Origin of the sequence: Sphaerisporangium sp. NPDC088356 (assembly GCF_040685555.1) — a bacterium.
GTDB lineage: Bacteria > Actinomycetota > Actinomycetes > Streptosporangiales > Streptosporangiaceae > Sphaerisporangium.
In genome coordinates this window covers 16,645-37,964 of the sequence record NZ_JBFBIK010000055.1, presented here as the reverse complement: position 1 = coordinate 37,964, position 21,320 = coordinate 16,645, and the positions used below count along the sequence as shown (strand labels likewise).

20 protein-coding genes are annotated in these 21,320 nt (G+C 72.3%); 5 read left to right on the top strand and 15 right to left on the bottom strand.

What is annotated here, in order from left to right; genetic code table 11:
* Positions 1 to 76 precede the first annotated feature (76 nt).
* Both AB0O34_RS21015 and AB0O34_RS21010 read left to right on the top strand, forming a co-directional pair.
* Entirely contained in the window at positions 77 to 610 is a 534-nt protein-coding gene (locus AB0O34_RS21015; RefSeq protein ID WP_363917673.1) for a hypothetical protein, read from the top strand.
* A gap of 9 nt (positions 611 to 619) precedes the next feature.
* A complete protein-coding gene (locus tag AB0O34_RS21010) occupies positions 620 to 1,213 on the top strand; it encodes a hypothetical protein (RefSeq protein WP_363917671.1) in 594 nt (197 codons plus the stop codon).
* Here AB0O34_RS21010 and ptsP read toward each other — a convergent pair whose 3' ends face one another.
* The 9 genes from ptsP to AB0O34_RS20965 form a co-directional block, all read right to left on the bottom strand.
* Complete coding sequence (gene ptsP / locus AB0O34_RS21005; protein ID WP_363917669.1) at positions 1,214 to 2,854, bottom strand: phosphoenolpyruvate--protein phosphotransferase; 1,641 nt, start codon at positions 2,852 to 2,854, stop codon at positions 1,214 to 1,216.
* Positions 2,847 to 3,131 carry an HPr family phosphocarrier protein gene (locus AB0O34_RS21000; RefSeq protein WP_363917667.1) on the bottom strand — a complete coding sequence of 95 codons (285 nt, stop codon included), beginning with the start codon at positions 3,129 to 3,131 and terminating at the stop codon, positions 2,847 to 2,849. The genes ptsP and AB0O34_RS21000 overlap by 8 nt, the downstream gene beginning before the upstream one ends.
* An 11-nt stretch (positions 3,132 to 3,142) precedes the next feature.
* The gene (locus AB0O34_RS20995) at positions 3,143 to 4,183 is read right to left on the bottom strand and encodes a zinc-dependent dehydrogenase (RefSeq protein ID WP_363917665.1); all 1,041 of its coding nucleotides are present in this window, start codon (positions 4,181 to 4,183) and stop codon (positions 3,143 to 3,145) included.
* Positions 4,180 to 4,686 (bottom strand): PTS sugar transporter subunit IIA, encoded by a 507-nt coding sequence (locus AB0O34_RS20990; protein WP_363917663.1) that lies wholly within the window; start codon positions 4,684 to 4,686, stop codon positions 4,180 to 4,182. Before AB0O34_RS20990 ends, AB0O34_RS20995 begins: the two co-directional genes overlap by 4 nt.
* Positions 4,679 to 4,987 carry a PTS lactose transporter subunit IIB gene (locus tag AB0O34_RS20985; protein ID WP_363917661.1) on the bottom strand — a complete coding sequence of 103 codons (309 nt, stop codon included), beginning with the start codon at positions 4,985 to 4,987 and terminating at the stop codon, positions 4,679 to 4,681. Before AB0O34_RS20985 ends, AB0O34_RS20990 begins: the two co-directional genes overlap by 8 nt.
* Before the next feature lie 5 nt (positions 4,988 to 4,992).
* Positions 4,993 to 6,237: a PTS mannitol transporter subunit IICB gene (locus AB0O34_RS20980; RefSeq protein ID WP_363917659.1), complete on the bottom strand. Its 1,245-nt coding sequence runs from the start codon at positions 6,235 to 6,237 to the stop codon at positions 4,993 to 4,995.
* 61 nt (positions 6,238 to 6,298) lie between these two features.
* Positions 6,299 to 7,240, bottom strand: a complete 942-nt coding sequence (gene pfkB / locus AB0O34_RS20975) for a 1-phosphofructokinase (RefSeq protein WP_363917657.1) — start codon at positions 7,238 to 7,240, stop codon at positions 6,299 to 6,301.
* Positions 7,237 to 7,998: a DeoR/GlpR family DNA-binding transcription regulator gene (locus AB0O34_RS20970; protein WP_363917655.1), complete on the bottom strand. Its 762-nt coding sequence runs from the start codon at positions 7,996 to 7,998 to the stop codon at positions 7,237 to 7,239. The genes pfkB and AB0O34_RS20970 overlap by 4 nt, the downstream gene beginning before the upstream one ends.
* Positions 7,999 to 8,283: 285 nt before the next feature.
* A complete protein-coding gene (locus tag AB0O34_RS20965; RefSeq protein WP_363917653.1) occupies positions 8,284 to 8,919 on the bottom strand; it encodes a hypothetical protein in 636 nt (211 codons plus the stop codon).
* Positions 8,920 to 9,082: 163 nt separating this feature from the next.
* Here AB0O34_RS20965 and AB0O34_RS20960 point away from each other — a divergent pair, with 163 nt between their 5' ends.
* Positions 9,083 to 10,207 (top strand): BadF/BadG/BcrA/BcrD ATPase family protein, encoded by a 1,125-nt coding sequence (locus tag AB0O34_RS20960; protein ID WP_363917651.1) that lies wholly within the window; start codon positions 9,083 to 9,085, stop codon positions 10,205 to 10,207.
* 59 nt (positions 10,208 to 10,266) lie between these two features.
* Here AB0O34_RS20960 and AB0O34_RS20955 read toward each other — a convergent pair whose 3' ends face one another.
* Positions 10,267 to 11,844: a family 10 glycosylhydrolase gene (locus tag AB0O34_RS20955; RefSeq protein ID WP_363917649.1), complete on the bottom strand. Its 1,578-nt coding sequence runs from the start codon at positions 11,842 to 11,844 to the stop codon at positions 10,267 to 10,269.
* A 303-nt stretch (positions 11,845 to 12,147) separates the two neighbouring features.
* Between AB0O34_RS20955 and AB0O34_RS20950 the strand changes: the two genes are divergently transcribed.
* Positions 12,148 to 13,632, top strand: coding sequence for a glycoside hydrolase family 3 N-terminal domain-containing protein (locus tag AB0O34_RS20950; protein ID WP_363917647.1), 1,485 nt, complete (start codon positions 12,148 to 12,150; stop codon positions 13,630 to 13,632).
* Between the two features lie 155 nt (positions 13,633 to 13,787).
* Positions 13,788 to 14,693 carry a MurR/RpiR family transcriptional regulator gene (locus tag AB0O34_RS20945; RefSeq protein WP_363917645.1) on the top strand — a complete coding sequence of 302 codons (906 nt, stop codon included), beginning with the start codon at positions 13,788 to 13,790 and terminating at the stop codon, positions 14,691 to 14,693.
* 10 nt (positions 14,694 to 14,703) lie between these two features.
* Here AB0O34_RS20945 and AB0O34_RS20940 read toward each other — a convergent pair whose 3' ends face one another.
* The 5 genes from AB0O34_RS20940 to AB0O34_RS20920 form a co-directional block, all read right to left on the bottom strand.
* The gene (locus AB0O34_RS20940) at positions 14,704 to 15,174 is read right to left on the bottom strand and encodes a hypothetical protein (RefSeq protein ID WP_363917643.1); all 471 of its coding nucleotides are present in this window, start codon (positions 15,172 to 15,174) and stop codon (positions 14,704 to 14,706) included.
* Between the two features lie 129 nt (positions 15,175 to 15,303).
* Positions 15,304 to 15,471 carry a hypothetical protein gene (locus AB0O34_RS20935; protein WP_363917641.1) on the bottom strand — a complete coding sequence of 56 codons (168 nt, stop codon included), beginning with the start codon at positions 15,469 to 15,471 and terminating at the stop codon, positions 15,304 to 15,306.
* A gap of 104 nt (positions 15,472 to 15,575) precedes the next feature.
* Positions 15,576 to 16,292: a hypothetical protein gene (locus tag AB0O34_RS20930; protein WP_363917639.1), complete on the bottom strand. Its 717-nt coding sequence runs from the start codon at positions 16,290 to 16,292 to the stop codon at positions 15,576 to 15,578.
* Between the two features lie 226 nt (positions 16,293 to 16,518).
* On the bottom strand, positions 16,519 to 19,908 hold the full coding sequence (locus AB0O34_RS20925; protein ID WP_363917636.1) for a discoidin domain-containing protein: 3,390 nt from the start codon (positions 19,906 to 19,908) through the stop codon (positions 16,519 to 16,521).
* A gap of 164 nt (positions 19,909 to 20,072) precedes the next feature.
* Positions 20,073 to 21,116, bottom strand: a complete 1,044-nt coding sequence (locus AB0O34_RS20920; RefSeq protein ID WP_363917634.1) for a hypothetical protein — start codon at positions 21,114 to 21,116, stop codon at positions 20,073 to 20,075.
* Between the last annotated feature and the right edge of the window lie 204 nt (positions 21,117 to 21,320).

Sequence of the window (21,320 nt, the reverse complement as noted above, 5' to 3'; positions counted from 1 at the left end):
TCAATGGACAAAGGGGGGGCCCGGATTCCCAGTCCACGGCAAGCCGGATCCAAGAGAAGCGCGCGAGGATCGCGCCATGACGCATCCGACGACATCCGGCTGGGCGATCGGGAGGGGCCGCACCCCCGGTCTCATGGGCATGTACATCCTCTTCGTCTGCTGGGTGGTCCTGGGGCTCGTGCCGGTGCTGTTCTCGAGCCACGACCTGGAGCTGGCGCTGGGCAGGACCGGGGCGCCCGGCCGCCTCACCGTCGTCTCCTGCCGGGCCCTCGGCGAGGGCCGCCACGACTGCAGGGGCAGGTTCGTCCCCGACGACGACTCCCTGCGTACGACCGTCGTGCGGGCGGCGCCCGAGTCCGAGGTGGGCCAGTCCTTCCGCGGACGGCTCGACGTGGAGACCGACCACGTGGTCCGTACGGGCACCGCAGGGGTGCTGGCCCAGTTCGCGCTCATCGGCCTCACCCCGCTGGTCTACGCGGGGCTGCCGTACTCGGTGATGTTCGCGCTGGGCGTCAGGCGGGGGCGCAGGACGACGGGGGTCGCCGGCCTGGTCGTCGCCTGCGCGTCCCTGGTGCTGGCCGTGGCCGGGATGGTCGCCGCCTACGCCTGAGGCGCCGCGTTGTCGGTAGAGTCACAGGCGATGTCCACGCACACGATCACCACGCAGTGGGACGAGATCCCCGACGACGCCGACGATCTGGCCCTGGTCGAGGGAGGCGCGTTCCGCACGTTCCGCTGCGCGTGCGGCACCCCGCTGCCCAACCGGGTGGCCGCCGAGCTGCACGCCAGCGAGACCAACCAGTGCACCGCCTGCCTCGGGTCCGCCGACGAGGAGCTCGTCCCCGGCTTCGTACGGCGCTGCCCGGCCTGTGCCGCCACGGGCCGGCGCAACGTGCAGCTCGTGTGGGAGGTCGCCCACAGCGAGGCCGAGCAGGTGATCACGCTCGGGCTCGTGCGCGGCCTGGTCGACGGCTTCACCGGCCCGTTCAGGCTGTCGGAGGTCGCGGACGCGACCCGCATGGCCCTCGGTCTGCCGGTCGGCCGCCTCCCGGTCGGGCCCCGCGTGCGCGATCTGCTGCGCGAGCTGGAGGCGGCCGGCGAGCTGGTCATGCTCTCGGCCCCCGACGAGCTCCTGCGGGGCCCTTCAGTGGTCCTTTACAAGGACCCCCAGTGGCAGCGGGTCCCCGAGACCTCCGCCCAGGGCCTCACCTGATCACGCCTCGCTGACCGCCGCCCTGGCCCGGACGGGGTCCCCGGCCGCGAGCGCGAGCCGCGCGTGCTCCTCGCACGCGGCCATCGAGTGGCGGCCCAGCGCCTCGCGTACGCCCGGCACGCTCGGGGCGGCCATCGACAGGCTGCCGACCCCGAGCCCCACCAGCACCGTGGCGAGGAGCGGGTCGGCGGCGGCCTCGCCGCACACGCCCACGGGCTTGGAGGCCTCCCGTCCCGCCTCGCCGCACATGGCGATCAGCCGGAGCAGGGCGGGCTGCCAGGGGTCGAGGAGGTCGGCGAGGTCCCCATGCTGCCGGTCGGCGGCGAAGGCGTACTGCCCGAGGTCGTTGGTGCCGATGCTGAGGAAGTCGACCTCCTCCAGCAGGCGCCGGGCGTGCAGCGCGGCGGCGGGCACCTCGACCATCACCCCGACGTGGCGAAGTCCGCGCGCGCGGGCCCGCTCGGCGAAGCCGGCCGCCTCTCCCACGGTGCTGACCATGGGCGCCATCACCCAGGCCTCGGCGCCGCTCGCGCGACCGGCCTCGGCGATGGCGTCGAGTTGGACGTCGAGGATCTCGGGCTGGATCCTGCTGGTGCGCAGCCCCCGCACGCCGAGAGCCGGGTTGGACTCGTCGGGGAGGCGCAGGAATGGCAGGGGCTTGTCCGAGCCCGCGTCAAGGGTCCTGATCACCACCCGCCGTCCCGGCATCGCCTGGAGCACCGCCGTGTAGGCGGCGACCTGCTCCTCGTAGGAGGGGGCGGCACGGCGGTCCAGGAACAGGAACTCCGTGCGGAACAGGCCGACCCCCTCGGCGTCGCCGTGCCCGAGGTCGTGCGCCGAGCCGATGTTGAGCAGCAGCGGCACCGGATGCCCGTCGGCGGTCCGCCCTGGGCCGTGGCCGGTGGCCCGGCGGTCGCGCGCCGCCACGGCCTCGCACTGGATCCCGGCGGCGACCTCCTCCCCCACGCCGACCTCGACTTCGCCGCTCGCCCCGTCGACGGAGATCCACGTCCCGTCGCCGATGTCCGCGGCGGCGCGGCACGCCACCACGGCGGGCAGGCCGAAGGTCCGGGCGAGGATGGCGGTGTGGCTGGTCGGGCCGCCCTTCTCGGTGACGAGCGCGAGCACGGTGCCGGTGTCGAGGTTCGCGGTGTCGGCGGGCGCGAGGTCGTCGGCGATCAGGATGTACGGGTGGCCGGGGTCGGGCACGCCGGGCATGGGCAGGCCCAGTACGGCCGCGACGGCGCGGTTGCGGATGTCGTCCAGGTCGCCCGCGCGCTCGGCGAAGTAGCCGCCCGCCGCGATGAGCGCCTCACGGTGGTGCGCGCACGCGGCGTCGACGGCGTGCGCGGCGCCGAGCCCCGACCCGACCCCCTCCTCGACGGACTCGCGCAGGGATGGGTCGGCCGCCATGAGGCTCTGCGCCTCCAGGATCGCCCGCGCGTCCAGGTTCGACGCCTTGGCGGCGTACCCCTCCAGGTACTCCGCGACGGCGTCCAGCGCCCCGGTCGCGAGCCCGATCTCGCGCGCCGCGTCGGTGACCGGCGCCGCGGGCGGCAGCACCGGGGGCCTGGCCATGCGGTGCGCCCGGCCCGCCGCGCGCCCGGGACTGACCCCGAGCCCTCGCACGATCTCAGGCATCGGCCGGCTCCTCCGCGTCCAGGTCGCGCGACAGCAGCTCGGCCAGGGCCGAAAGGGCCTCCTCCGCCCCTGGCCCGTCGGCCTGCAGGGTCACCTCCGTGCCCTGCCGCGCGCCCAGGGCCAGCACCCCGAGCATGCTGGTGGCGGGCACGGACGGCTTGTCGCCGGCCCGGACGCGCACGGCGACGCCCTGCCGGGCCGCCGCCTGGACGAAGATCTTCGCGGGCCTGGCGTGCAGGCCGCTGCGGGAGGCGATGGTGACGGTCTTCTCTGGCATGGCCGGCTTCCTTAGGGTTCGACGGTGACCTTGATCGCCGTGCCTCGGCTGACGATGTCGATGCCTTCCAGGACCTCCGCGAGGGGGATCCGGTGGGTGATGAGGTCGCTGACCGGGACGGCCCCGGTGGCGATCAGGTCGAGCGCCCTGGCGTTGTGCAGGGGGCTCGACCCGTTGGCGCCGACGATGGTCAGCTCGCGGTAGTGCACGAGGTTGGAGTCGAGCGCGATGATCGGGTCGTCCTTGGGCAGGCCGCCGAAGAAGCTGATCCGGCCCTGGCGCGCGGCCATCTGGAGCGCCTGCTGCTGGGCGGCGCCGGACGCGGCGGCCGTGATGACCACGTCGGCGCCCCGGCCGCCGGTCAGCTTGAGCACCTCGTCGACGACGTCGGCGTCCCGGCCGCTGATCACCGCGTCCGGTCGTACGCGCTCGGCGGCCATGGCGAGCCTGTCGGGGTTCAGGTCGGCCAGGAAGACCCGCCCGGCCCCGCGCGACCGGGCGAGCCGCACGTGCAGGCAGCCGATGGGACCGGCCCCGAGGATGACCACGTCGTCCCCGTCCCCGACGCGGGCCAGCTCCTGCCCGTTGAGCACGCAGGCGAGCGGCTCGGCGACCGAGGCCTCGGCGAAACCGACGCCGTCGGGGATCCGGTTGAGGCCGTCGACGGCCAGAACCTTGGCGGGCACGATGGTGTACTCGGCGAAGCCGCCGTCGTAGTGGTAGCCCATCGACTCCTGGTTGGGGCAGACGGTCATCCTGCCGCGCAGGCACTCCTCGCAGCCGCCGCACGGGATCGCGGCGATGACCTGGACCCGGTCGCCCGCCGCCCAGCCCGCGACCCCCTCCCCCACCTCGGCGATCTCGCCGGCGATCTCGTGGCCCATGACGCGTGGCGGGCGGATGTGGTGGTGGCCGTGCTTGAAGATCTTGACGTCGGTGCCGCAGGTGGAGCAGTTGCGGACGCGGATCTTGACCTCTCCGGGCCCCGGCGAGGGCTCGGGCGCGTCCTCCACGCGGATGTCACCGGGGGCGTGGAAGCGGGCGACCTTCACTCGGGCGTTTCCTCTCTCAGGGGCGGCCCGCTCACCGGGAGCGGGGTCGCGTCGTCTTCTTCTGTCACAGGCCGCAGGAGCCTGACCACGTCATCGACCTCGGTGGCCTCACGCAGGGCCTTCGCGCGCTCGGGATCCAGCAGGATCTGCGCCAGCTCGGACAGCAGCTCCACGTGGCCGTCGCCCCGGGCGGCGATGCCGATGCACAGCTCGACGGGGAATCCGTCCCAGTCGACGCCGCCGGGGAAGCGCACGACGCTGATGGCGTCGTGGTGGACGGCGTCCTTGCCCGCGAGCGTGCCGTGCGGGATCGCGACGCCCTCTCCGACATAGGTCGAGATGGACCGCTCACGGTCGATCATCGTGCCGATGTAGGACTCGTCGACGGCGCCCACGTCGAGCAGCGCCTGGCCGCACTGCCGGATCGCGTCGTCGCGCGATCCGGCCTCGGCCCGGAGCCGTATGGCCCTCGGGTCCAGCGGCAGCGGCGCCGCGTCAGGCATCGACCGTGCCGCCGTTCTTCATCGTGCCGACGAGCTTGGTCACGGCCGGGTCGCCGATGAAGAGCTGGAACGGCACGAGCACGGTGCCCGGAGCGGAGGCCCTCGCCCGCTCGGCCAGCCCCGCGTGGCAGACGATGACGTCGGCGTCGGCGGGGATCGAGTTGACCGGCGTGTGCTCCACCACGACCGGGAGCCCCTTCAGGGACTTGCGGAGCTGGGTGGCGAGCATGACGCTGCTGCCCATGCCCGCGTCGCAGGCGACGATGATCTTCTTGACGTCCTTGCTGTCGATACTCGGCATCTTGGTCACACCTCTCTGATGACGGGCTGGGCGTGCTTGTCGCCGTCCAGGCCGGGCGCGGGGTCGAGCGCGGTGGTCTGGCCCGGCCGCTCGGCGGAGGCGCCGGGCGCGGCGGCCAGGTCCGGCCGCCCGGCGGAGGCGTCCGGCGCGGTGGCGGGCTCGTCCCCGGTGGCGGGCTCGTCCCCGGTGGCGGGCTCGTCGCCGTTGGCACGGCCGAAGCCGAGCAGCGCCGAGGCGACGGCGAAGGAGACCGCGGTGGCGACGAGGACCCCGGCGAGGACGCCGAAGTAGCCACCCCTGGGCGTGACGGCCATGTAGGCGAAGATGCTACCCGGCGCGGGGGTGGCGACCAGGCCGGCGCCCGTGATCATGAAGACCCCGATGCCGGACGCGCCGCCCGCGATCACCGCGAGGATGAGCCGCGGCTTCATGAGCACATACGGGAAGTAGATCTCGTGGATGCCGCCGAGGAAGTGGATGATCATCGCGGCGGGAGTGCTCGGCCGCAGCAGGCGCGGGCCGAAGAACAGGTAGGCGAGGAGCAGGCCCAGACCGGGGCCGGGGTTGGACTCCAGCATGAACAGGATGGACTTGCCGGACTTGACCGCCTCCGCGACGCCGAGCGGGCCGAGGACGCCGTGGTTGATCGCGTTGTTGAGGAAAAGCACCTTGGCCGGCTCGATGAGCACCGAGGCGAGCGGGAGCAGCCCGTGGCCGACCAGCCACGAGACGGCGTGGCCGGCCGCGGTGGTGACCGCCTCGACGACCGGGCCGATGCCCCACATGCCGAGGACGGCCATCCCCGCGCCCACGATGCCGGCGCTGAAGTTGTCCACCAGCATCTCGAACCCGGCCTTGGTCCGCTCTTGGATGAAGCCGTCGACCTGCTTGATGACGAAGGCGGCGAGCGGCCCGATGATCATGGCGCCGAGGAACATCGGGACGTCGGCCCCGACCACGACGCCCATCGTGGCGACCGCGCCCACGACGGCGCCGCGCTGGCCGTGCACCATGCGCCCGCCGGTGTACCCGATCAGGATGGGGAGCAGGGTGCTGATCATCGGGCCGACCAGCTCCGCGAGTGCCTTGTTGGGCAGCCAGCCGGTCGGGATGAACAGGGCGGTGATCAGGCCCCAGGCGATGAACGCGCCGATGTTGGGCATGATCATGCCGGCGAGGTGACCGCCGAAGCGCTGGATGGTCGCCTTGACACCGGTTCCATGAACCGTGGGGGTATAGCTGTCGGCCATGTGTGGTTGCTCCTTCCGGGGCGGCCGGCGTGAGGCCGGCGGGGGGGTGGAAAAGCGCCGTCTAGTCCCCGGACGTCAACGGCTTGGCTGGATCGGGTTCGAGGATGCGGACGCCGCCCCTGTCGATGTCGGCGGGCGACGGCATCCGGCTGCCCGGTAGTGACACCGCGGCCGACGCCCAGGCCAGGGCCTCGACGAGGGCCGCCTCGCCGCGGGCTCCCCCGGCCAGGAACCCCGCGAGCATGGCGTCGCCCGCGCCGACGGTGCTGCGCGGCTCGCGCACCGGGCACTGGCCGTACCAGGCCCGGCCGTCCTCGACGAGGACCGCGCCGTCGGGGCCGAGGCTCGCGAGGACGGACCTCGCGCCGAGGGCCAGCAGCTTGCCCGCCGCGTCGATCGCGTCCCCCAGCGACGCGATGGACGTGCCGGTGGCCTCGGCGAGCTCCTCACGGTTGGGCTTGACCAGGGCGGGCGCCGAGGCGAGCGCCGACACCAGCGCGGGACCGCTGGTGTCGACCGCGACGTTGATGCCCGCCCGCGTGAACCGCCGGCACAGGCGGGCGTACATGTCGACCGGGACGCCCGGCGGGAGGCTTCCGGAGGCGACCACCCAGTCGGCCGACTCGGCGGCGCTGAGCACCGCGTCGGCGACGGCGTCCAGCTCGTCGGCCGAGAGCGCCGTGCCGGGTTCGTTGATCTTGGTGATGGTGCCGTCGGGTTCGGCGAGCGCGACGTTGGACCGCGTGGGCCCGGCTACCGGCACGGTGATCATCTGGATGCCCTCCTCGGAGAGCAGGCTGACGAGCTGACGCCCCTCGGCGCCTCCGTAGGGGACGATCGCGCACGACCTGACCTGGTTGGCCAGCAGCGCCCGGCACACGTTGACCCCCTTGCCGCCGGGGTCGAGGTGGGCGGTGGCGGCGCGCATGACCGTGCCCCGCGCGAGGGTCGCGATCTCTATCGTGCGATCGAGGCTCGGGTTGAGCGTCAGGGTGAGGATCACGCCCGTACCACCTCAGGACCGGCTTGCACCACGTCGGACACCGTCGCGGGGTCGATGCCGGTGTCGGTGATGACCATGTCGATCTCCGACATCGACGCGAACCGCGCGAGGTAGGTGTCGCCGAACTTGGTGTGGTCGGCGAGCAGCACGCTGCGCTTGGCGGCCTTGATCATCGCTCGCTTTATGGCCGCCTCCGCGGGGTCGGGCGTCGTGAGGCCCCTGGCCACCGAGCAGCCGTTCGCCGCCATGAAGGCCACGTCCACGTTGAGCCGGGAGAGCGGGCGCAGCGCCCAGTCGTCGACGGTGGCGAGCGTGCGCCCCCGTACCCGGCCGCCGAGCATGATCACGTTCAGGTTCGCACGAGTGGCCAGCACGGTGGCGAGGGGCGGGGAGTTGACGATCACGGTGAGCTCCCGGTCGGCGGGCAGGACCTGCACCAGCCGGCCGGTCGTGGTGCCCGCGTCGATGATGATCGCGCCGTCCTCCGGCAGCTCCGCCACCGCGGCCTTGGCGATGCGCTCCTTCTCGGCCGTCATGACCTCGTCACGGGTGGCCAGCGCCGGCTCGAAGCCCAGCCGCTCGACCGGGATGGCGCCGCCGTGCACGCGGCGCAACACGCCCGCACGCTCAAGAACAGTCAGGTCGCGGCGGATGGTCTCGGTGGTGACCGAGAACTCCTCGCCCAGCGTCACCACGTCCACCCTGCCGATGGCCCGTGCCCGACGCAGGATCTCCTGCTGCCGCTCCTCGGCGTACATCGTGTTGATTCACCGCCGTTTCCAGTTGGTTTCGTCTTTGTTTATACCCAGCCTTGTTGAGACGTCAAGGATTTTCCGGCATCCGGCTCGTAGCCTCCGCGAAAGTAGGCGTAGACCTACGAAACAGACGGTGAAGCCCACGGCAGGAGGAACGATGACGAGATCTGCGTGACGGGAGCCTCCGGCAAGCTCGGCCAGGCCGTCGTGGCGGACCTGCTCGACCACGGCCGCTAGGCTTCACGCCGCGGCACTCCCGGCGCGACCACATGTGACCGCCTGACGCCCTCAGACCCGGGAAAGCGCCAGCGTGAGCAGGGCTGTGCCTCCCCCGGCGACGGCCCCGGCGGCGACCTGGGCGATCGTGTGGTGCGCCAGCCGTACGCGGGCCCAGCACACGACCGCGACGACCACCGCCCCGGCGGCCAGCGTCGGCACCGCCGGCAGGACGCGGGCGAGCACCAGCACGGTGCCGGCCGACACCGCCGCGTGGAAGGAGATCTTCCACCGCAGGGTCACCGGGACGGTCACCGCGAGGCCCGCCAGCATCGCGGCGACCGTCGCCACCAGCAGGCGCGGGGCCCCGAGGCCCGCCAGCAGCATGAGCGCCGCGAGCACGGCCGCGACCGCCACCAGCAGCGGGATGGTCCTGCGCGACCGGTCCACGATGTGCCGCGAGTCGAGCCGTCCCGAACGGACGCCCATGGCGATCACCAGCGCGGGGACGCCCCCGCACAGCAGCGACGCCAGCAGGCCCCACTGGAAGCCGGCCCAGCCGTCGGAGACCAGGCCCACCACCGGCGGGAGCCCGATGACGAGCACCTGCGGGGCGAAGATCTCGGTGACCCATCGGGCGACCCGGTCGGAGAGGCGGGAGGCCCCCCTTGCCCCTTCCTCGGCACTCGCCACACGCTGGCCACCCATCGGCACTCCCCCGTCGACACTTCCCGCAGCTACGCAGACTGCCATACCTGACTGACCAGGGGACGCCGCGACGCGATCTTCGCGCCACTCCCCCGCGCAAGGCTCGGTGGCGAGAATCTCCGGCCGCCTATAATTCCGAGGAGATCAGCGTCATGGGAGGGGTATGGGAAACGCCGAGCCCCTGGTCGTCGGCGTGGACGGCGGTGGCACGAGCACGCGCTGCCTGGTCGCCACCCTGAGCGGCGAGATCGTCGCCCGAGGCCGCGCGGGAGGGGCCAATCCGCGCTCCGCCCGCGACCCCGGCGGCAACCTCACGCGCGCACTCGGCGAGGCCCTGTTCCAGCTCGGCCCCGGCTTCCAGCCCAGCGACGTCGCGGGCGGCGTCTTCGGGCTCGCCGGCGCCAGCGCGGCGGGCCGCGAGCGCGCGCTCGCGATGGCCGCGAGCGCGTGGCACGCCGCCGCCCTGCCCGGCCTCCCCGTCGTGGTGCCGGACATCCTGGTGGCCTTCGCCGCCGCGACCCCCGGCCCCAGCGGCAGCGTGATGATCGCGGGTACGGGCGCGGTGGCGGCCCGCGTCGCCGACCGGCTGATCGTCCGGCGGTGCGACGGCTACGGGTGGCTGCTCGGGGACGAGGGCTCGGGGGTGTGGATCGGGCGGGAGGCGGTCCGGTCGGCGCTCGCGGCCCTCGACGGCCGTGGCCCGCAGACCGCGCTCACCGGCCGCGTCCTCCCCGCCCTCACCGGAAACCGGCCCGATAGCGGCGCCGCCCTCGGGTGGGACCGGCCCGGTAGCGGCGCCGCCCCCGCGGGGGACCGGCCCGAATCCGGCGCCGCCCTCCTGGGGAACCCGCCTGGTTCCGGTGCCGCCTCTCTGACGGGAGAGGCGCTCGCCCAGGCCATCGTCGCCGCCGTGTACGACGGCGAGCCCGCGCGGCTGGGGACGCTCAGCCCCCTGGTGGAGTCGGCCGCCCGCGAGGGTGACCGGGTGGCCATCACCATCCTGGACGACGCCGCCCGCCTGCTCGTCCGCACCCTCGACACCGTGAGCGCCGGCGCCGGGCTTCCCGTGGTGCTCGCCGGGTCGTTGCTGACGAGGCCCACCCTGGTGGCCGAGCGGGTCAGGGAGGCGCTGACCGGCCGTACGGTCGTGGTGGCCGAGGACGGCGCGGCGGGGGCCGCCGCCCTCGCCGTGCGCGTCGCCGCCGGGTCCGCTGGAGGTCTGCGGGCGGCACGCGACACCGAGACCGAAGCGGCGCACCGGCGGCTTCTGGCGGCCGGTGCGGCCTGACCCGGGCCCTCAGCTCACCCAGCGGCTTCTCGCGGCCGGGTGGGGCCTGACCCCGGCCCTCAGCTCACCCAGAGGGTTGGCCGGCTCTGGCGGTTGGCCGCGTCGACGGCGGTGACGCGGTAGCGCGAGCCGGGCTTCCACGCCGGATCGGTGAACCGGGCACGGCGCCCGCCGGGCACGACCGCCAGCAGGTGCCCGGTGTGGTCCGCGTCGTGCCGGTAGACCGCGTACAGGCGGGGCACGGCACGGCTCTCGGAGGCGAAGGTGAGCTCGGCGCTCCTGCTCGTACGGCGGGCGCCGGTGACGACGGGCGGCCGGGGCGGGGCGCCCGCGGCCAGGCGCGGCAGCACCGGGCCGAGTGCCGGTCGCGCGTAGTGGTCGGCCTTGAGCCTGGTGATCGCCCCGAGCCGGTCGGCGCGCACGTCGCCGGAGTTGTAGTAGACGTCGCCGCCGATGCCCGGATGGTCGCCGTTGAGGGTGAGGTGCCGCGAGAGCTCCGCGGGGTCCTGCCAGGCGGCGGGCTGCCCGGCGGCCCCGGCGTTGTAGACCGACTGCCCGATCCACAGCTGGGTGCCGGTACCGGCCACCGCCTTCGCCCACCAGGAGGCGAGCACCGCGTAGTCGGCGACCGGCAGGCCGATGTTCCAGTAGAGCTGCGGCACGACGTAGTCGAGCCAGCCCTTCCTCACCCAGCCCCGGCTGTCGGCGTGCTGGTCGTCGTACGACTGGGAACCCGAGGTGGCCGAGCCGAGGGGGTCGGTGGCCGCGTTGCGCCAGATCCCGAAGGGGCTGATCCCCCACTGGGCCTCGGGCTTCTCCTCGTGGACGCGCCGCCCCATCTCGTGGATCAGCAGGTCGACGTTGTGCCGCCGCCACGCCGCCCGGTCGGCGAACCCCTTGCCGTGGCGGGCGTAGGCGTCGGCGTCGTCGAACTCCTGGCCGTCGACCGGGTAGGGGTAGAAGTAGTCGTCGAAGTGCACGCCGTCGATGTCGTACCTGGTGACCGCGTCCATGATCGCGTCCTGGACGAACGCGCGGACCTCAGGCAGCCCGGGGTTGTAGTAGAGCCCGCCCGCGTAGGCCACGCCCCAGCCCGGATTGCGGCGCAGGGGATGATCGGGCACCAGCTGCGCGGGGTCGGGCTGCCGGGAGACCCGGTAGGGGTTGAACCACGCGTGGAAGGCCAGCCCGCGCTCGTGCGCCGCCTCGACCATGAAGGCCAGCGGGTCGTACCCGGGGTCGCGCCCCTGGACGCCCGTGAGGTACTGCGACCAGGGCTCGTGCGGCGAGGGCCAGAAGGCGTCGGCCGTGGGCCGCACCTGCACGAACACCGCGTTGAGCCGGCTCGACACGGCGAGGTCGAGCCAGGAGGTGAACTCGCTCTTCTGCTGCGCGACCGGCAGGCCCGTGCGCGACGGCCAGTTGGTGTTGTCCACCGACGCGATCCACATGCCGCGCATCTGCCTCGGCGAGGACAGTACGGCCGCCTCCCCGGGGCCGCCATGGGATCGGGCGGCGCCGGTGTCCGGCGCCTGCCCTCGGGCGAGCGGGGCGAGCGCGGCCGCGGCCAGGCCGCCCAGTACGGCCCTGCGGCTCAGCGGGCGGCCGTTCACGCGGCCGCCGGACGGCCCGGCCACGCCGGTCTCCCGGCGGCCCCGGCGGTGAGGCCCCGGTACCGGCCATGGCCTGGGTGCCGGCTGCGGCCTCCGGCGCGAAGATGACAGATGATTTCCATTGGATCAATGACTTTGAAGAAAGTCGTCATCAGGCCGTGACCTAACCGGGAGCGAGTGAAGGAAAGCTTCATAGAAGATATCCGCAATGGCGCAGGATGCCACATTGGCCTCAAAACCGCGCAAAACCATCCATAGCACTCAAGTCAGATGGCCCTCGAAGGGGAAGATCGAAAGGGCCGCCGCCGACACGAGCGGAAGTCACGAATGCCGCACAGTCCCGATCTCGACCGCCTCGCCGCCACGGTGCTCCAGCCGGGGTTCGAGGGGACCGCCCCGCCCGGCTGGCTGCTCAGGCAGCTCGCCGGCGGCCTCGGCGGGGTGGTCCTGTTCGCCCGCAACATCTCCGGCGACACCGCCGGTCTCGTACGGCGGCTCCGCGAGGAGAACCCCCAGGTCGTCGTCGCCGTGGACGAGGAGGGCGGCACCGTCACCCGCATGGAGGCCGCCACCGGCAGCTCCTGGCCAGGGAACGCCGCCCTCGGCCTCGTCGACGACCCCGGCCGCACCGAGCGCACCGGCAGGGAGATCGGGCGCCTCCTGGACGCGACCGGCATCACGCTCGACTACGCCCCGGACGTGGACGTCAACGCCGATCCGGACAACCCGGTGATCGGCATACGGTCCTTCGGCGCCGATCCGCGGCTGGTGGCCCGGCACGCCGCCGCCTGGATCACCGGGCTGCAGAGCGCGGGGGTCGCCGCCTGCGCCAAGCACTTCCCCGGGCACGGCGACACCGTGACCGACTCCCACCTGGCCCTGCCCGCCGTCAACGCCTCGCGCGAGCTGCTGGAGCGGCGCGACCTGCCGCCCTTTCGCGCGGCCGTCGCGGCGGGGGTCCAGGCCATCATGTGCGGCCACCTCATGGTGCCGTCGCTCGATCCCGAGCTGCCCGCCACCCTCAGCCGCCGCGTGCTCACCGGGCTGCTGCGCGAGGAGCTGGGCTTCGAGGGCGTGCTGGTGACCGACGCGATCGAGATGCGGGCCGTGGCCGCACTGATGCCCCAGCCGGAGATCGCCGTACGGGCGCTCGCGGCGGGGGCCGACGCGATCTGCGTGGGCGCCTCCTCCCCCGGCGGGGAGAACGTCACCGAGCTGCGCGAGGCGATCGTCCGGGCCGTACACGAGGGCGTCCTGGACGAGGCGCGGCTGGCCGAGGCGGCGGGCCGCGTGCGCGCGCTGGCGGCCTGGCACGAGCGCGAGCGGCCCGCGGAGCGCGCGGCGGCGACCGAGCTCGACGCCGAGCACGGCGTCTCCCTGCTCGGGCTGGACACCGCCCGCCGGGCGCTCCGCGCGACCCCCGGCGGCACGCTCGAACGCCCGGTCCTCACCCGGCCGCCGCTGGTGATCGAGATGTCCGCACGGCCCCACCAGGCGATCGGCGGCGCCGTGACGTACGGGCCCGGCGAGGCCCTCGCGGCGCTGCTGCCCGGCACCGCCCGCACGATCCTGACCCCCGCCCAGCACGATCTCCCCGAGCTGGGCGAGTCGCCGCTGGTGGTGGTCACGCACGACGCGCACCGGCACGCGTGGATGGCGCGGGGCCTGGTGGAGATCCTCCGCCGGCGCCCCGACGCCATCGTGATCGAGATGGGCCTGCCCGGCCGTCCCGTGGGGGCCGTCTACCTGGCCACCGGCGGCAACTCCCGGGTCTCCGCGCTCGCCGCGGCCGAGTGGCTCACCGGGCGCTGAACGCCGGCGCGCAAGTGCCGCGATCGTGCCGCACCGTGCCGCGTTTCCTCCCCGGCCTGAAGGCCGGGGTCTCCACGCTGAAAGGATTCGATGAGGATCCGCGGGTTCCGTACGACCAGGATTGAGTAATCTGTCGGTAACAGCAAAGGAACTGAATGATCGACCCGCAACGCTCCACCCCCGAGAACCTGGTCGCCCGGGTGCGGGCCGTGCTTCCCTCGCTCACGCCGTCCGCGCAGATAATCGCCCGGCTCATCCTCGACGACCCGGCGACCGTCGCCCGAAGCACCATCACCGAGCTCAGCGCCGCCTCGGCGACCAGCGAGGCGACCATCGTGCGCACCGCGCGGGTGCTCGGCTTCTCCGGGTACGCCCAGCTGCGGCTCGCGCTCGCGGCCGCCGCGGCCACCCGCCAGGGACCCGACCGCCTCGTCCCCGGCGACCTGGCCCCCGACGACCCGCTCTCCGACGTGATCGCCAAGGTCACGCAGGCCGAGGCCGAGGCCATAGAGGACACCGCCGCGCAGCTGTCCCCCGAGCGGCTCGGCGAGGTGGTGGACGCCATCACCGGGGCCCGCCGCATCGACGTCTACGGCGTCGCCGCCTCCGGTCTGGTGGCGGCCGACATGTCGCAGAAGCTGCTGCGCATCGGCCTGTCCGCCCACGCGTTCACCGACGCGCACCTGGCCCTGACCAGCGCGGTGCTGCTGAGGGCCGGCGACGTCGCGGTGGGCGTGAGCTGCACGGGCGAGACCCCCGACGTGCTCGAGCCGATGCGCCGGGCGCACAAGGCCGGGGCGACCACCGTGGCGATCACCAACAACCCCCGGTCGGCGCTCGCCGAGGTCTGCGACCACGTCCTGATCTCGGCCGGAATGGAGAGCGCGTTCCGGCCGGGCGCGCTGGCCAGCAGGATCAGCCAGCTCCTGATCGTCGACTATGTCTTCGTGGGCGTCGCGCAGCGCACGTCCGAGGTGTCCAACGGGGCCCTGCGCGCGACCCGCGACGCCATCGAGCACTTCGTCACCGAGTCCCGCCCCCGCGGCAGGAAGCCGTCGTAGCGCTTGGGGGTCAGCGATGCCAGCGGCAGCGTGCCGGACGCCTCCCGGGCCGGGAGGCGGTCTCGCGGCCGCAGCACTCCTCGATGACGAGGCTGAGGCCGATGCCGACCAGCCACACGTCCTTGGCCAGGCCCACGCCCTCCTGGGTCGGGCGGATGCTTCCAGGCCGCCTCATACCGGGAGTCCTCAGGTAGACCCCGACCAGACCGCAGGCGAAGCCGGTGAGCGCCGCGCCCGCGACGGCCGAGGGGACCACCGGCAGGAGCAGCGCCGCCCCGAGGGCCATCTCGGCCACCGACAGCGCTCGCGTGAACCGCTCCGGGTCCAGTCGCCTGAGGAACGGGTAGGCGCCGGCGGCCATGCCGTGCACCCCCATAGCCGTCTGCTCGTCCGCGTCGTACTTCGTGAGGCCGGAGTTCAGGATGTACGCGCCTGTGGTGATCCGCAGGGGGAGCTGATGAAGCTGTACGAGAAACCGCATGGTTCCTCCGTTACCTCTGAGGCGATCGGTCGACCGACCCCTACCCCGTCAGCCGTGGCTCCTACCAGCGCGTACGCCCGTTCGCACGCGGCGCTGGCCGTCTGGGCGGGCGGCGCCGCCCCCGGCCGGTCAGCCGGCGTCCCGCGAACGGAGGATCTTGGAGAGGAACGTGACCGCGAGGATGACCACCCCGATGATCAGCGCCCACTTGACGAGGCCGGCGACCAGGCTCAGCAGCGCGCCGAGGAGGAAGAAACCGACGATGACGGCTACGACGAGGAGAAGAATGCGTCCCATGGCTTCAAGCTAGGCCCCCGACGGGCCCGGCGACATACGCGCAGATCGAGTTCAGGGACGAGTCAGGGTCGGCACTCAGGGTCGCGTGGGGGGTGGGCCGGGGGTCACAGCACCGCGCAGCCGATCCCGACGGGAACCCGTGCCGACCAGCGGCCCGAGATCACGTCGTAGGCCTGGGCGTAGCCGTTGGCGGGCTTGCCCGCGGCAGAGCAGTCGAAGACGCCGGTCTTCTTGCCGAAGCTGCCACCCGCGAAGCCGCTGTGCGCGGAGGCGTTGATGGTGCCGCTCCAGAACAGGCGGCCGGTGTTGTAGCGCAGGTAGAGCTTCACCTGGCCGAAGTTGTAGTGGTCGCCGCTGATCTTGATGCGGGCGATGTCGTCCACCGAGGTCGAGGTCGAGGTGCCGTCCCCGTTGTCGGTCGGGGGAACGGTGTACCGGTTGATCCACAGGCGGGCGGAGACCTTGCGGTTCGCGGCCTGGGCGTTGTCGGCGGCGGCCTGCGAGCGGACCGAGGGGACCACGCAGACGTCGTCGCCGCTGAAGGCCTCGCGCCACACGTAGCCGGTGACGCAGGTGTGCGCGCCGAAGGCGCCTGAGGTCCAGCGGCCGGCGGCGGCGGAGTTGTCCGAACGCGTCTGGGTGCGGGTGGCGGAGCTGACGCAGACGTGGTCGGAGGGGCGGGCCTCGCGCCACACGTAGCCTTCGCGGCAGGTGTCGGGGCCGAAGTCGCCGGTGGCCGCGGAGGCGGACGTCGACGGCAGGGTGATGACGGACAGGCCGGCCACGGTGACGACGGCGAGGCCAAGCAGGGTGCGCTTCATCTTTGTCTCCTGAGTGTGAGTGTCGTTCCCGGTCCTGTTCGCTTGGCCCCGGGGGGTCTTTACACACTCAGTGATACCGGCCTCCACCTGCAGGTTCATTGAGGCGCGCTTGACGCTCATCACTGCAAGGGACGTGCAAGGGCTTCAAGCGCCTCGATGGGCTCTCGGGCGCTCATGAACGCCGAGGAGGCCGTACGCCGGGACGTACGGCCTCCGGTGGTGTGACTCAGGTGCCGTAGACCTGCATCTCGTACAGCGAGTACCCGTAGGACGTGCCGCGCGCCGTGCCGTTCACGCGCACGTACCGGCCCGAACCCGACAGCCCCGTCAGGTCGTCGACGCCGCCGTCGCCGGTGGTCGTGGTGTACGCGTTCGTCCAGGTGGTGCCGTCGGCCGACACCTGGACCTGGTACGACTTGCCGTACGCCGCCTCCCAGTACAGCTTGACGCGCGTGATCGACCGCGTGGCGCCGAGGTCCACGCGCAGCCATTCGGGGTCGTGGGCCTCCGCCGACGCCCACCGGGTCGAGGTGGTGTCGCCGTCGAAGGCCTTGGCCGCGCCATAGGCCGAGCTCTCGGTCGAGGAGGCCGTGGCGGGCCTGCCCTGCGAAAGCAGCGTCTCTGTAGTCGCCCCTGAAGTGGTGGCGCCGACGGTGGCCGAGGCGGCGGAGGTGTTGCCCGCGGCGTCCCTGGCCCTCACCGTGAACGTGTACGACGTGGCCGGTGACAAACCGGTCACCTTCGCCGCCGTACCACCGGCCGACGCCACCACAGAGGTCCCGTTGTACACGTCGTACCCGGTCACCCCCACGTTGTCGGTCGAGGCGTCCCATGCCAGCGACACGCTCGACGACGTCACCCCCGTCGAGCGCGGGTTTCCCGGAACCGACGGCGGGGTGGTGTCGGGGCTCCCGGGCCCACCGGCCGCGACGGTCTGGGTGGGGACGTTCCAGCCCGAGACCCGGACGCTCGGCGCGGAGCCGTTCAGGTCGGCGGTCCGGTAGGTGGCCGTCAGCGTCCTGGACTCCCCGGGCCAGAGGCTGACCGCGTTGTCGGTCCACTGGACCGGCAGCACCGGCCTGCCCGCCTGGTCCACCACGTGGGCGTCCAGGTAGAAGGCGGGGATCTTGCCGGTGCCGGTGTTCCTGAGCGTCACCGTGGTCGTGGTGGCGCCGGAGGCCGGGCTCTCGGTGGAGGACGCCGAGGCGCTCAGCGGCGACTGGGCCATGCCCGCCAGCCCGGTCAGGTCGGCGTAGCCGGTCGTGGGCACGTAGTACCAGTCGTTGTTGGCCCAGTCGATCACGTCGGCCTTGGTGGAGAGCCAGTAGACGTTCCGGTCCACCTCGCCGCCGGCGTCGCTGAGCGTGAGCCGTACCAGATAGCTCGTGGACAGGCCGCTGATCGACGGGACGGTCACCGCCGTGACCTTGCCGCCGTCGCCGGGTGCCGTGACCGTCGCGGTGTTGCTGTACTTGCCGGTGCCGTCGAGGTTGAAGACGTCGGTCCTGACCGTCAGCCCGGATGCCGCCGCGTGGTTCTGGTTCACCACCACGACGCTCCTGTTGTCATAGGAGTACTGCACGTGCAGCGGCTTGTTGGCCTCCCTGGCGCCGTAGTACGAGCCGCCCTGGTCGAGGTAGGTGTCGAAGAGCTGCCAGTGCAGCGAGCTCCAGCCGCTGTTCAGCATCCAGTAGATGACCCCGGTCGAGGGGTTGGAGGCGTCGGTGAAGTTGCGCCGGTAAGCCTCGTACTGCGCCCTGATGTTCTCGTACTGCTGGAGCTGCGCCTTGCGGACGTAGTCGTCCAGGCTGGTGGAGGTGCCGTACCTGCCGTTGATCGCGTTGTCGAAGAGCTTGAGGTTGTTGAACGTGCTGGACGGCGAGCGGTGGTACTGCGCGGCGGTCGCGCTCTGCCACAGCGTGTTCAGCTCGCTGGACGACATCATGCGCTTCAGCGAGTCGGCGGTGGGGACGTCGGGGCCCGCGCTGGTCTCCGAGTTGAAGCCGAACGCGCCGCCCTCCTGCTTGGTGAACCAGTAGTTCGGCGGCACCCAGTCGTACGGCCCGGTCATCTTCATGCCGGACGAGCCGAGCGTGGGCGAGGACTTGTCGGAGGCCGCGGCGACGATCGGGGTCTTCCAGTCGGCGGCGTTCAGCGCGGCGAGGTAGTCGGTCTCCTGCCGCGCGTTCGGCGCGAAGTCGCTGCCGATGAGGAACGTGAAGACGCTCGGGTGGTCGCGCAGCCGCACGGCCTCCGCCGTCATCGAGTCCTTGGCGATCGTGTAGTCGGCTGAAGTCCAGGTGTCGCCCGGCTCGCCGCCGTTGGTCTGGCCCTCCCACTTGTCGCAGCACTCCCAGCCCGCCATGACCAGGATGCCCATCTGGTCGGTGAGGTCGAACAGCTGGTCGGTCTCCAGGTGGCCTTCGAGCCGGATCGTGTTCAGGCCCAGGTCGCGGACATAGCGGAGCTTGTCCTGCGCGTACGTCGGGTCCCAGCGCAGGAACAGGTCCGGCGACCAGCCGCCGCCCCGGATGAGCAGCGGCCTGCCGTTGATCTTGTAAAGGCGGTGCCCGCTGCCGTCGAGCGACGAGGTCACCGTGCGGATGCCGAAGCGGGTGTGGGCGGTGTCGCTCACGGCGCCACCGGCCGTCGCGGTCAGGTCGAGGTCGTAGAGAGGTTGCCCGCCCATGCCGTACGGCCACCACACCTGGGGGTTGGTGATCGACTGAGTGAACGTCAGGGTCTTGGTCTGGTTCGCCGCGAGGTCGACGTCCTGCGCCAGGTTGAGCGAGCCGACGGTCCCGGCCACGGTGGCGTGCACGACGCTGCCGGAGTCGTTCCTGGCGTCGACCTTGACGGTGAGGTCGGCACGGTCGAGCGCCGAGGTCAGGCCGGTCACCACATGGGCGTCGCGCAGCGAAACGGCGGCGCTGCGGCGGACGAGGACATCGCGGAAGATGCCCATGTTCTTGTCCGGAGGTGTCTGGACCCAGTCGATCCAGCCCGTGGTCAGGTGCTTGTTGGGGTCGTTCGGGTTGACCTTGAAGGCGACCGAGTTGACGCCGGAGCGCACCAGCGAGGTGACGTCGAGCTCGTGGCGGGTGTAGGCGCCGGCCACCTGGGCGCTGGTCGCGACCTGCGTCCCGTTGACCCACACGTCGGCGCTGGAGATGACGCCCGTGACGTCCAGGAAGGTCTTCAGCCCGGTCTCACCGCCGAGGGTGAAGTCCGACCGGTACCACCAGGGGACCGTGAAGTCGGCGGCCGGGATGTTCTTCATGTTGGTCGAGTAGAACGGGTCGGGGTACTTGCCGTTCTTCAGCAGGCCGGCCAGGACCGTGGAACGCTGCCCCACCGGATACCATCCGGACGCCGCGTAGCCGGGTGTGGAGATCGCGGCGGCCGAGTCGGTCACTTTGGACGATGACTGGATCTTGTATCCGTCCAGGGCCGAGGGGGCGACGGCTGAAGCCGAAGGGGTGACGCCCGCCGCCGCGACACCGGCGGCGGAAGCCGATCCCGCCAGCGCGGGAATCCCTCCCCCCGCGGTCGTCGCCAGCACGAGCGCGGCGACCAGCCGCGTTCTTACCCAGGTACGCCTGTCAAATCTGACCATCGGTATCTCCGGGGCGCGTTTAGTTAAGGAGCCTGCCTAACTATGCCCTGGATTTTGACCCCACCCGGAAGATCAGTCAAGGCTCCGCAGCCAACGATCGGGCACGCGAAGCCCGAAGGCGTAAGGGTTTCCGGCGACTTCCGGACGGAAGCCACCGGCGCCTCTCACACGGGAACGGCGAACACGACCCGGCGGCCCTTGAACTCGGTCACGCTCCACAGCTGGTTCTTCTCGCCCCAGCAGGTCAGATCCTCCGGGCCGACGGGGAACTTCTTGACCTGGGCGGGTTGCCCGGCGGGGACGACCAGCAGCGAGCCGTTCTTGGTGGAGGACGCCGCCTGGCTGAGGTACCAGCGCCCCTTGTACGACAGCCCGCCCTGGATCTTGGCCGCCGGAAGCGTGAAGGCGTCGGCCGCGTTCGCCAGGCCGTCGGCCCCGGCGACGAGCGTGCCGTCCGGCGCGAGCGGCCAGCGCGCCACGCGCCCGATCCTGCCCGGCTCGCCGGCCGGGTCGACGTACTCCCCCGAGACCAGCATGTGCGGGGTGAGGCTCCTGTCGACGGCGGCGAAGGAGTACCGGGCGGCCCCGGCGGCGCTCCAGGCGTCCACCTGCGGCATCACGTACCGGTAGCCGAAGGCGTGGTACTTCCCGCCCTTCAGGCCGATCTTGTCGTCGTCGCCGCCGACCTCGTAGATGCGCCGGGTGTCGAACACCCGGATCCCCCGCGCGGTGTCGACGACGTACAGCAGATTCCCGTACCACGCGATGCCGCCCGCGTGGATGTTGATCGCGCTGTAGGAGGTGCCCTTGGGCTCGACGAGCAGCACGTGCCGGTACTTCAGGGTCTTCGCGCTGAGGAACGAGACCCGCACACCGCGCTCGGTCGCCACTCCGTCCGGTTTCCAGTACCAGGTGACGGCGAACGCCTGGACGTCCGCGAGCCCCGCCTCGGAGCTGGCGGCCACTCCCTGCGGGTACCAGTCGGTGGTGTCGTTGTCACCGGACTCGAAGCAGTACCAGTCGGCCGGGCGCGGCGACATCGACCCGAACGCCGTCGTGCTCCCCCTGTGGGTGGCGGTGCGGTTGGCCTGGGCGAGCACGGTCTTCAGGTCACGAGCGGGCAGCGCCTTGGCCAGCGCCTCGACCGCCTGCGGCAGGTCGCGGGTGTTCCGCCGGAGCTGGAACGGCCCGGGATCCGTCCCGGTCATGAGGCTAGGGCTCATGGGGGTGCCCCCGTCGTACGTCAGGAGCGGGAACGCGTCGTCACGCCACCTGCCCGCGCCCCACCCAACCGATGATCAATCCCGCCAGTCTCCCGCAGGATCGACATATCCGTCTACGTAATGACCCACCAGGCATATACGACACGGACCGCGCCCCCGGCCCCAACCGGTAGGACCGTCCATCGGCCG

Coding starts and splice junctions, on each gene's coding strand:
- AB0O34_RS20970 (WP_363917655.1), bottom strand. CDS start 7,998: ATGTACGCCGAGGAGCGGCAGCAGGAGATCCTGCGTCGGGCACGGGCC.
- AB0O34_RS20965 (WP_363917653.1), bottom strand. CDS start 8,919: ATGGGTGGCCAGCGTGTGGCGAGTGCCGAGGAAGGGGCAAGGGGGGCC.
- AB0O34_RS20920 (WP_363917634.1), bottom strand. CDS start 21,116: ATGACCGGGACGGATCCCGGGCCGTTCCAGCTCCGGCGGAACACCCGC.
- AB0O34_RS20950 (WP_363917647.1), top strand. CDS start 12,148: ATGCCGCACAGTCCCGATCTCGACCGCCTCGCCGCCACGGTGCTCCAG.
- ptsP (WP_363917669.1), bottom strand. CDS start 2,854: ATGCCTGAGATCGTGCGAGGGCTCGGGGTCAGTCCCGGGCGCGCGGCG.
- AB0O34_RS20930 (WP_363917639.1), bottom strand. CDS start 16,292: ATGAAGCGCACCCTGCTTGGCCTCGCCGTCGTCACCGTGGCCGGCCTG.
- AB0O34_RS21015 (WP_363917673.1), top strand. CDS start 77: ATGACGCATCCGACGACATCCGGCTGGGCGATCGGGAGGGGCCGCACC.
- AB0O34_RS20960 (WP_363917651.1), top strand. CDS start 9,083: ATGGGAAACGCCGAGCCCCTGGTCGTCGGCGTGGACGGCGGTGGCACG.
- AB0O34_RS20935 (WP_363917641.1), bottom strand. CDS start 15,471: ATGGGACGCATTCTTCTCCTCGTCGTAGCCGTCATCGTCGGTTTCTTC.
- AB0O34_RS20940 (WP_363917643.1), bottom strand. CDS start 15,174: ATGCGGTTTCTCGTACAGCTTCATCAGCTCCCCCTGCGGATCACCACA.
- AB0O34_RS20945 (WP_363917645.1), top strand. CDS start 13,788: ATGATCGACCCGCAACGCTCCACCCCCGAGAACCTGGTCGCCCGGGTG.
- AB0O34_RS20925 (WP_363917636.1), bottom strand. CDS start 19,908: ATGGTCAGATTTGACAGGCGTACCTGGGTAAGAACGCGGCTGGTCGCC.
- AB0O34_RS20985 (WP_363917661.1), bottom strand. CDS start 4,987: ATGCCGAGTATCGACAGCAAGGACGTCAAGAAGATCATCGTCGCCTGC.
- AB0O34_RS21000 (WP_363917667.1), bottom strand. CDS start 3,131: ATGCCAGAGAAGACCGTCACCATCGCCTCCCGCAGCGGCCTGCACGCC.
- AB0O34_RS20990 (WP_363917663.1), bottom strand. CDS start 4,686: ATGCCTGACGCGGCGCCGCTGCCGCTGGACCCGAGGGCCATACGGCTC.
- AB0O34_RS20980 (WP_363917659.1), bottom strand. CDS start 6,237: ATGGCCGACAGCTATACCCCCACGGTTCATGGAACCGGTGTCAAGGCG.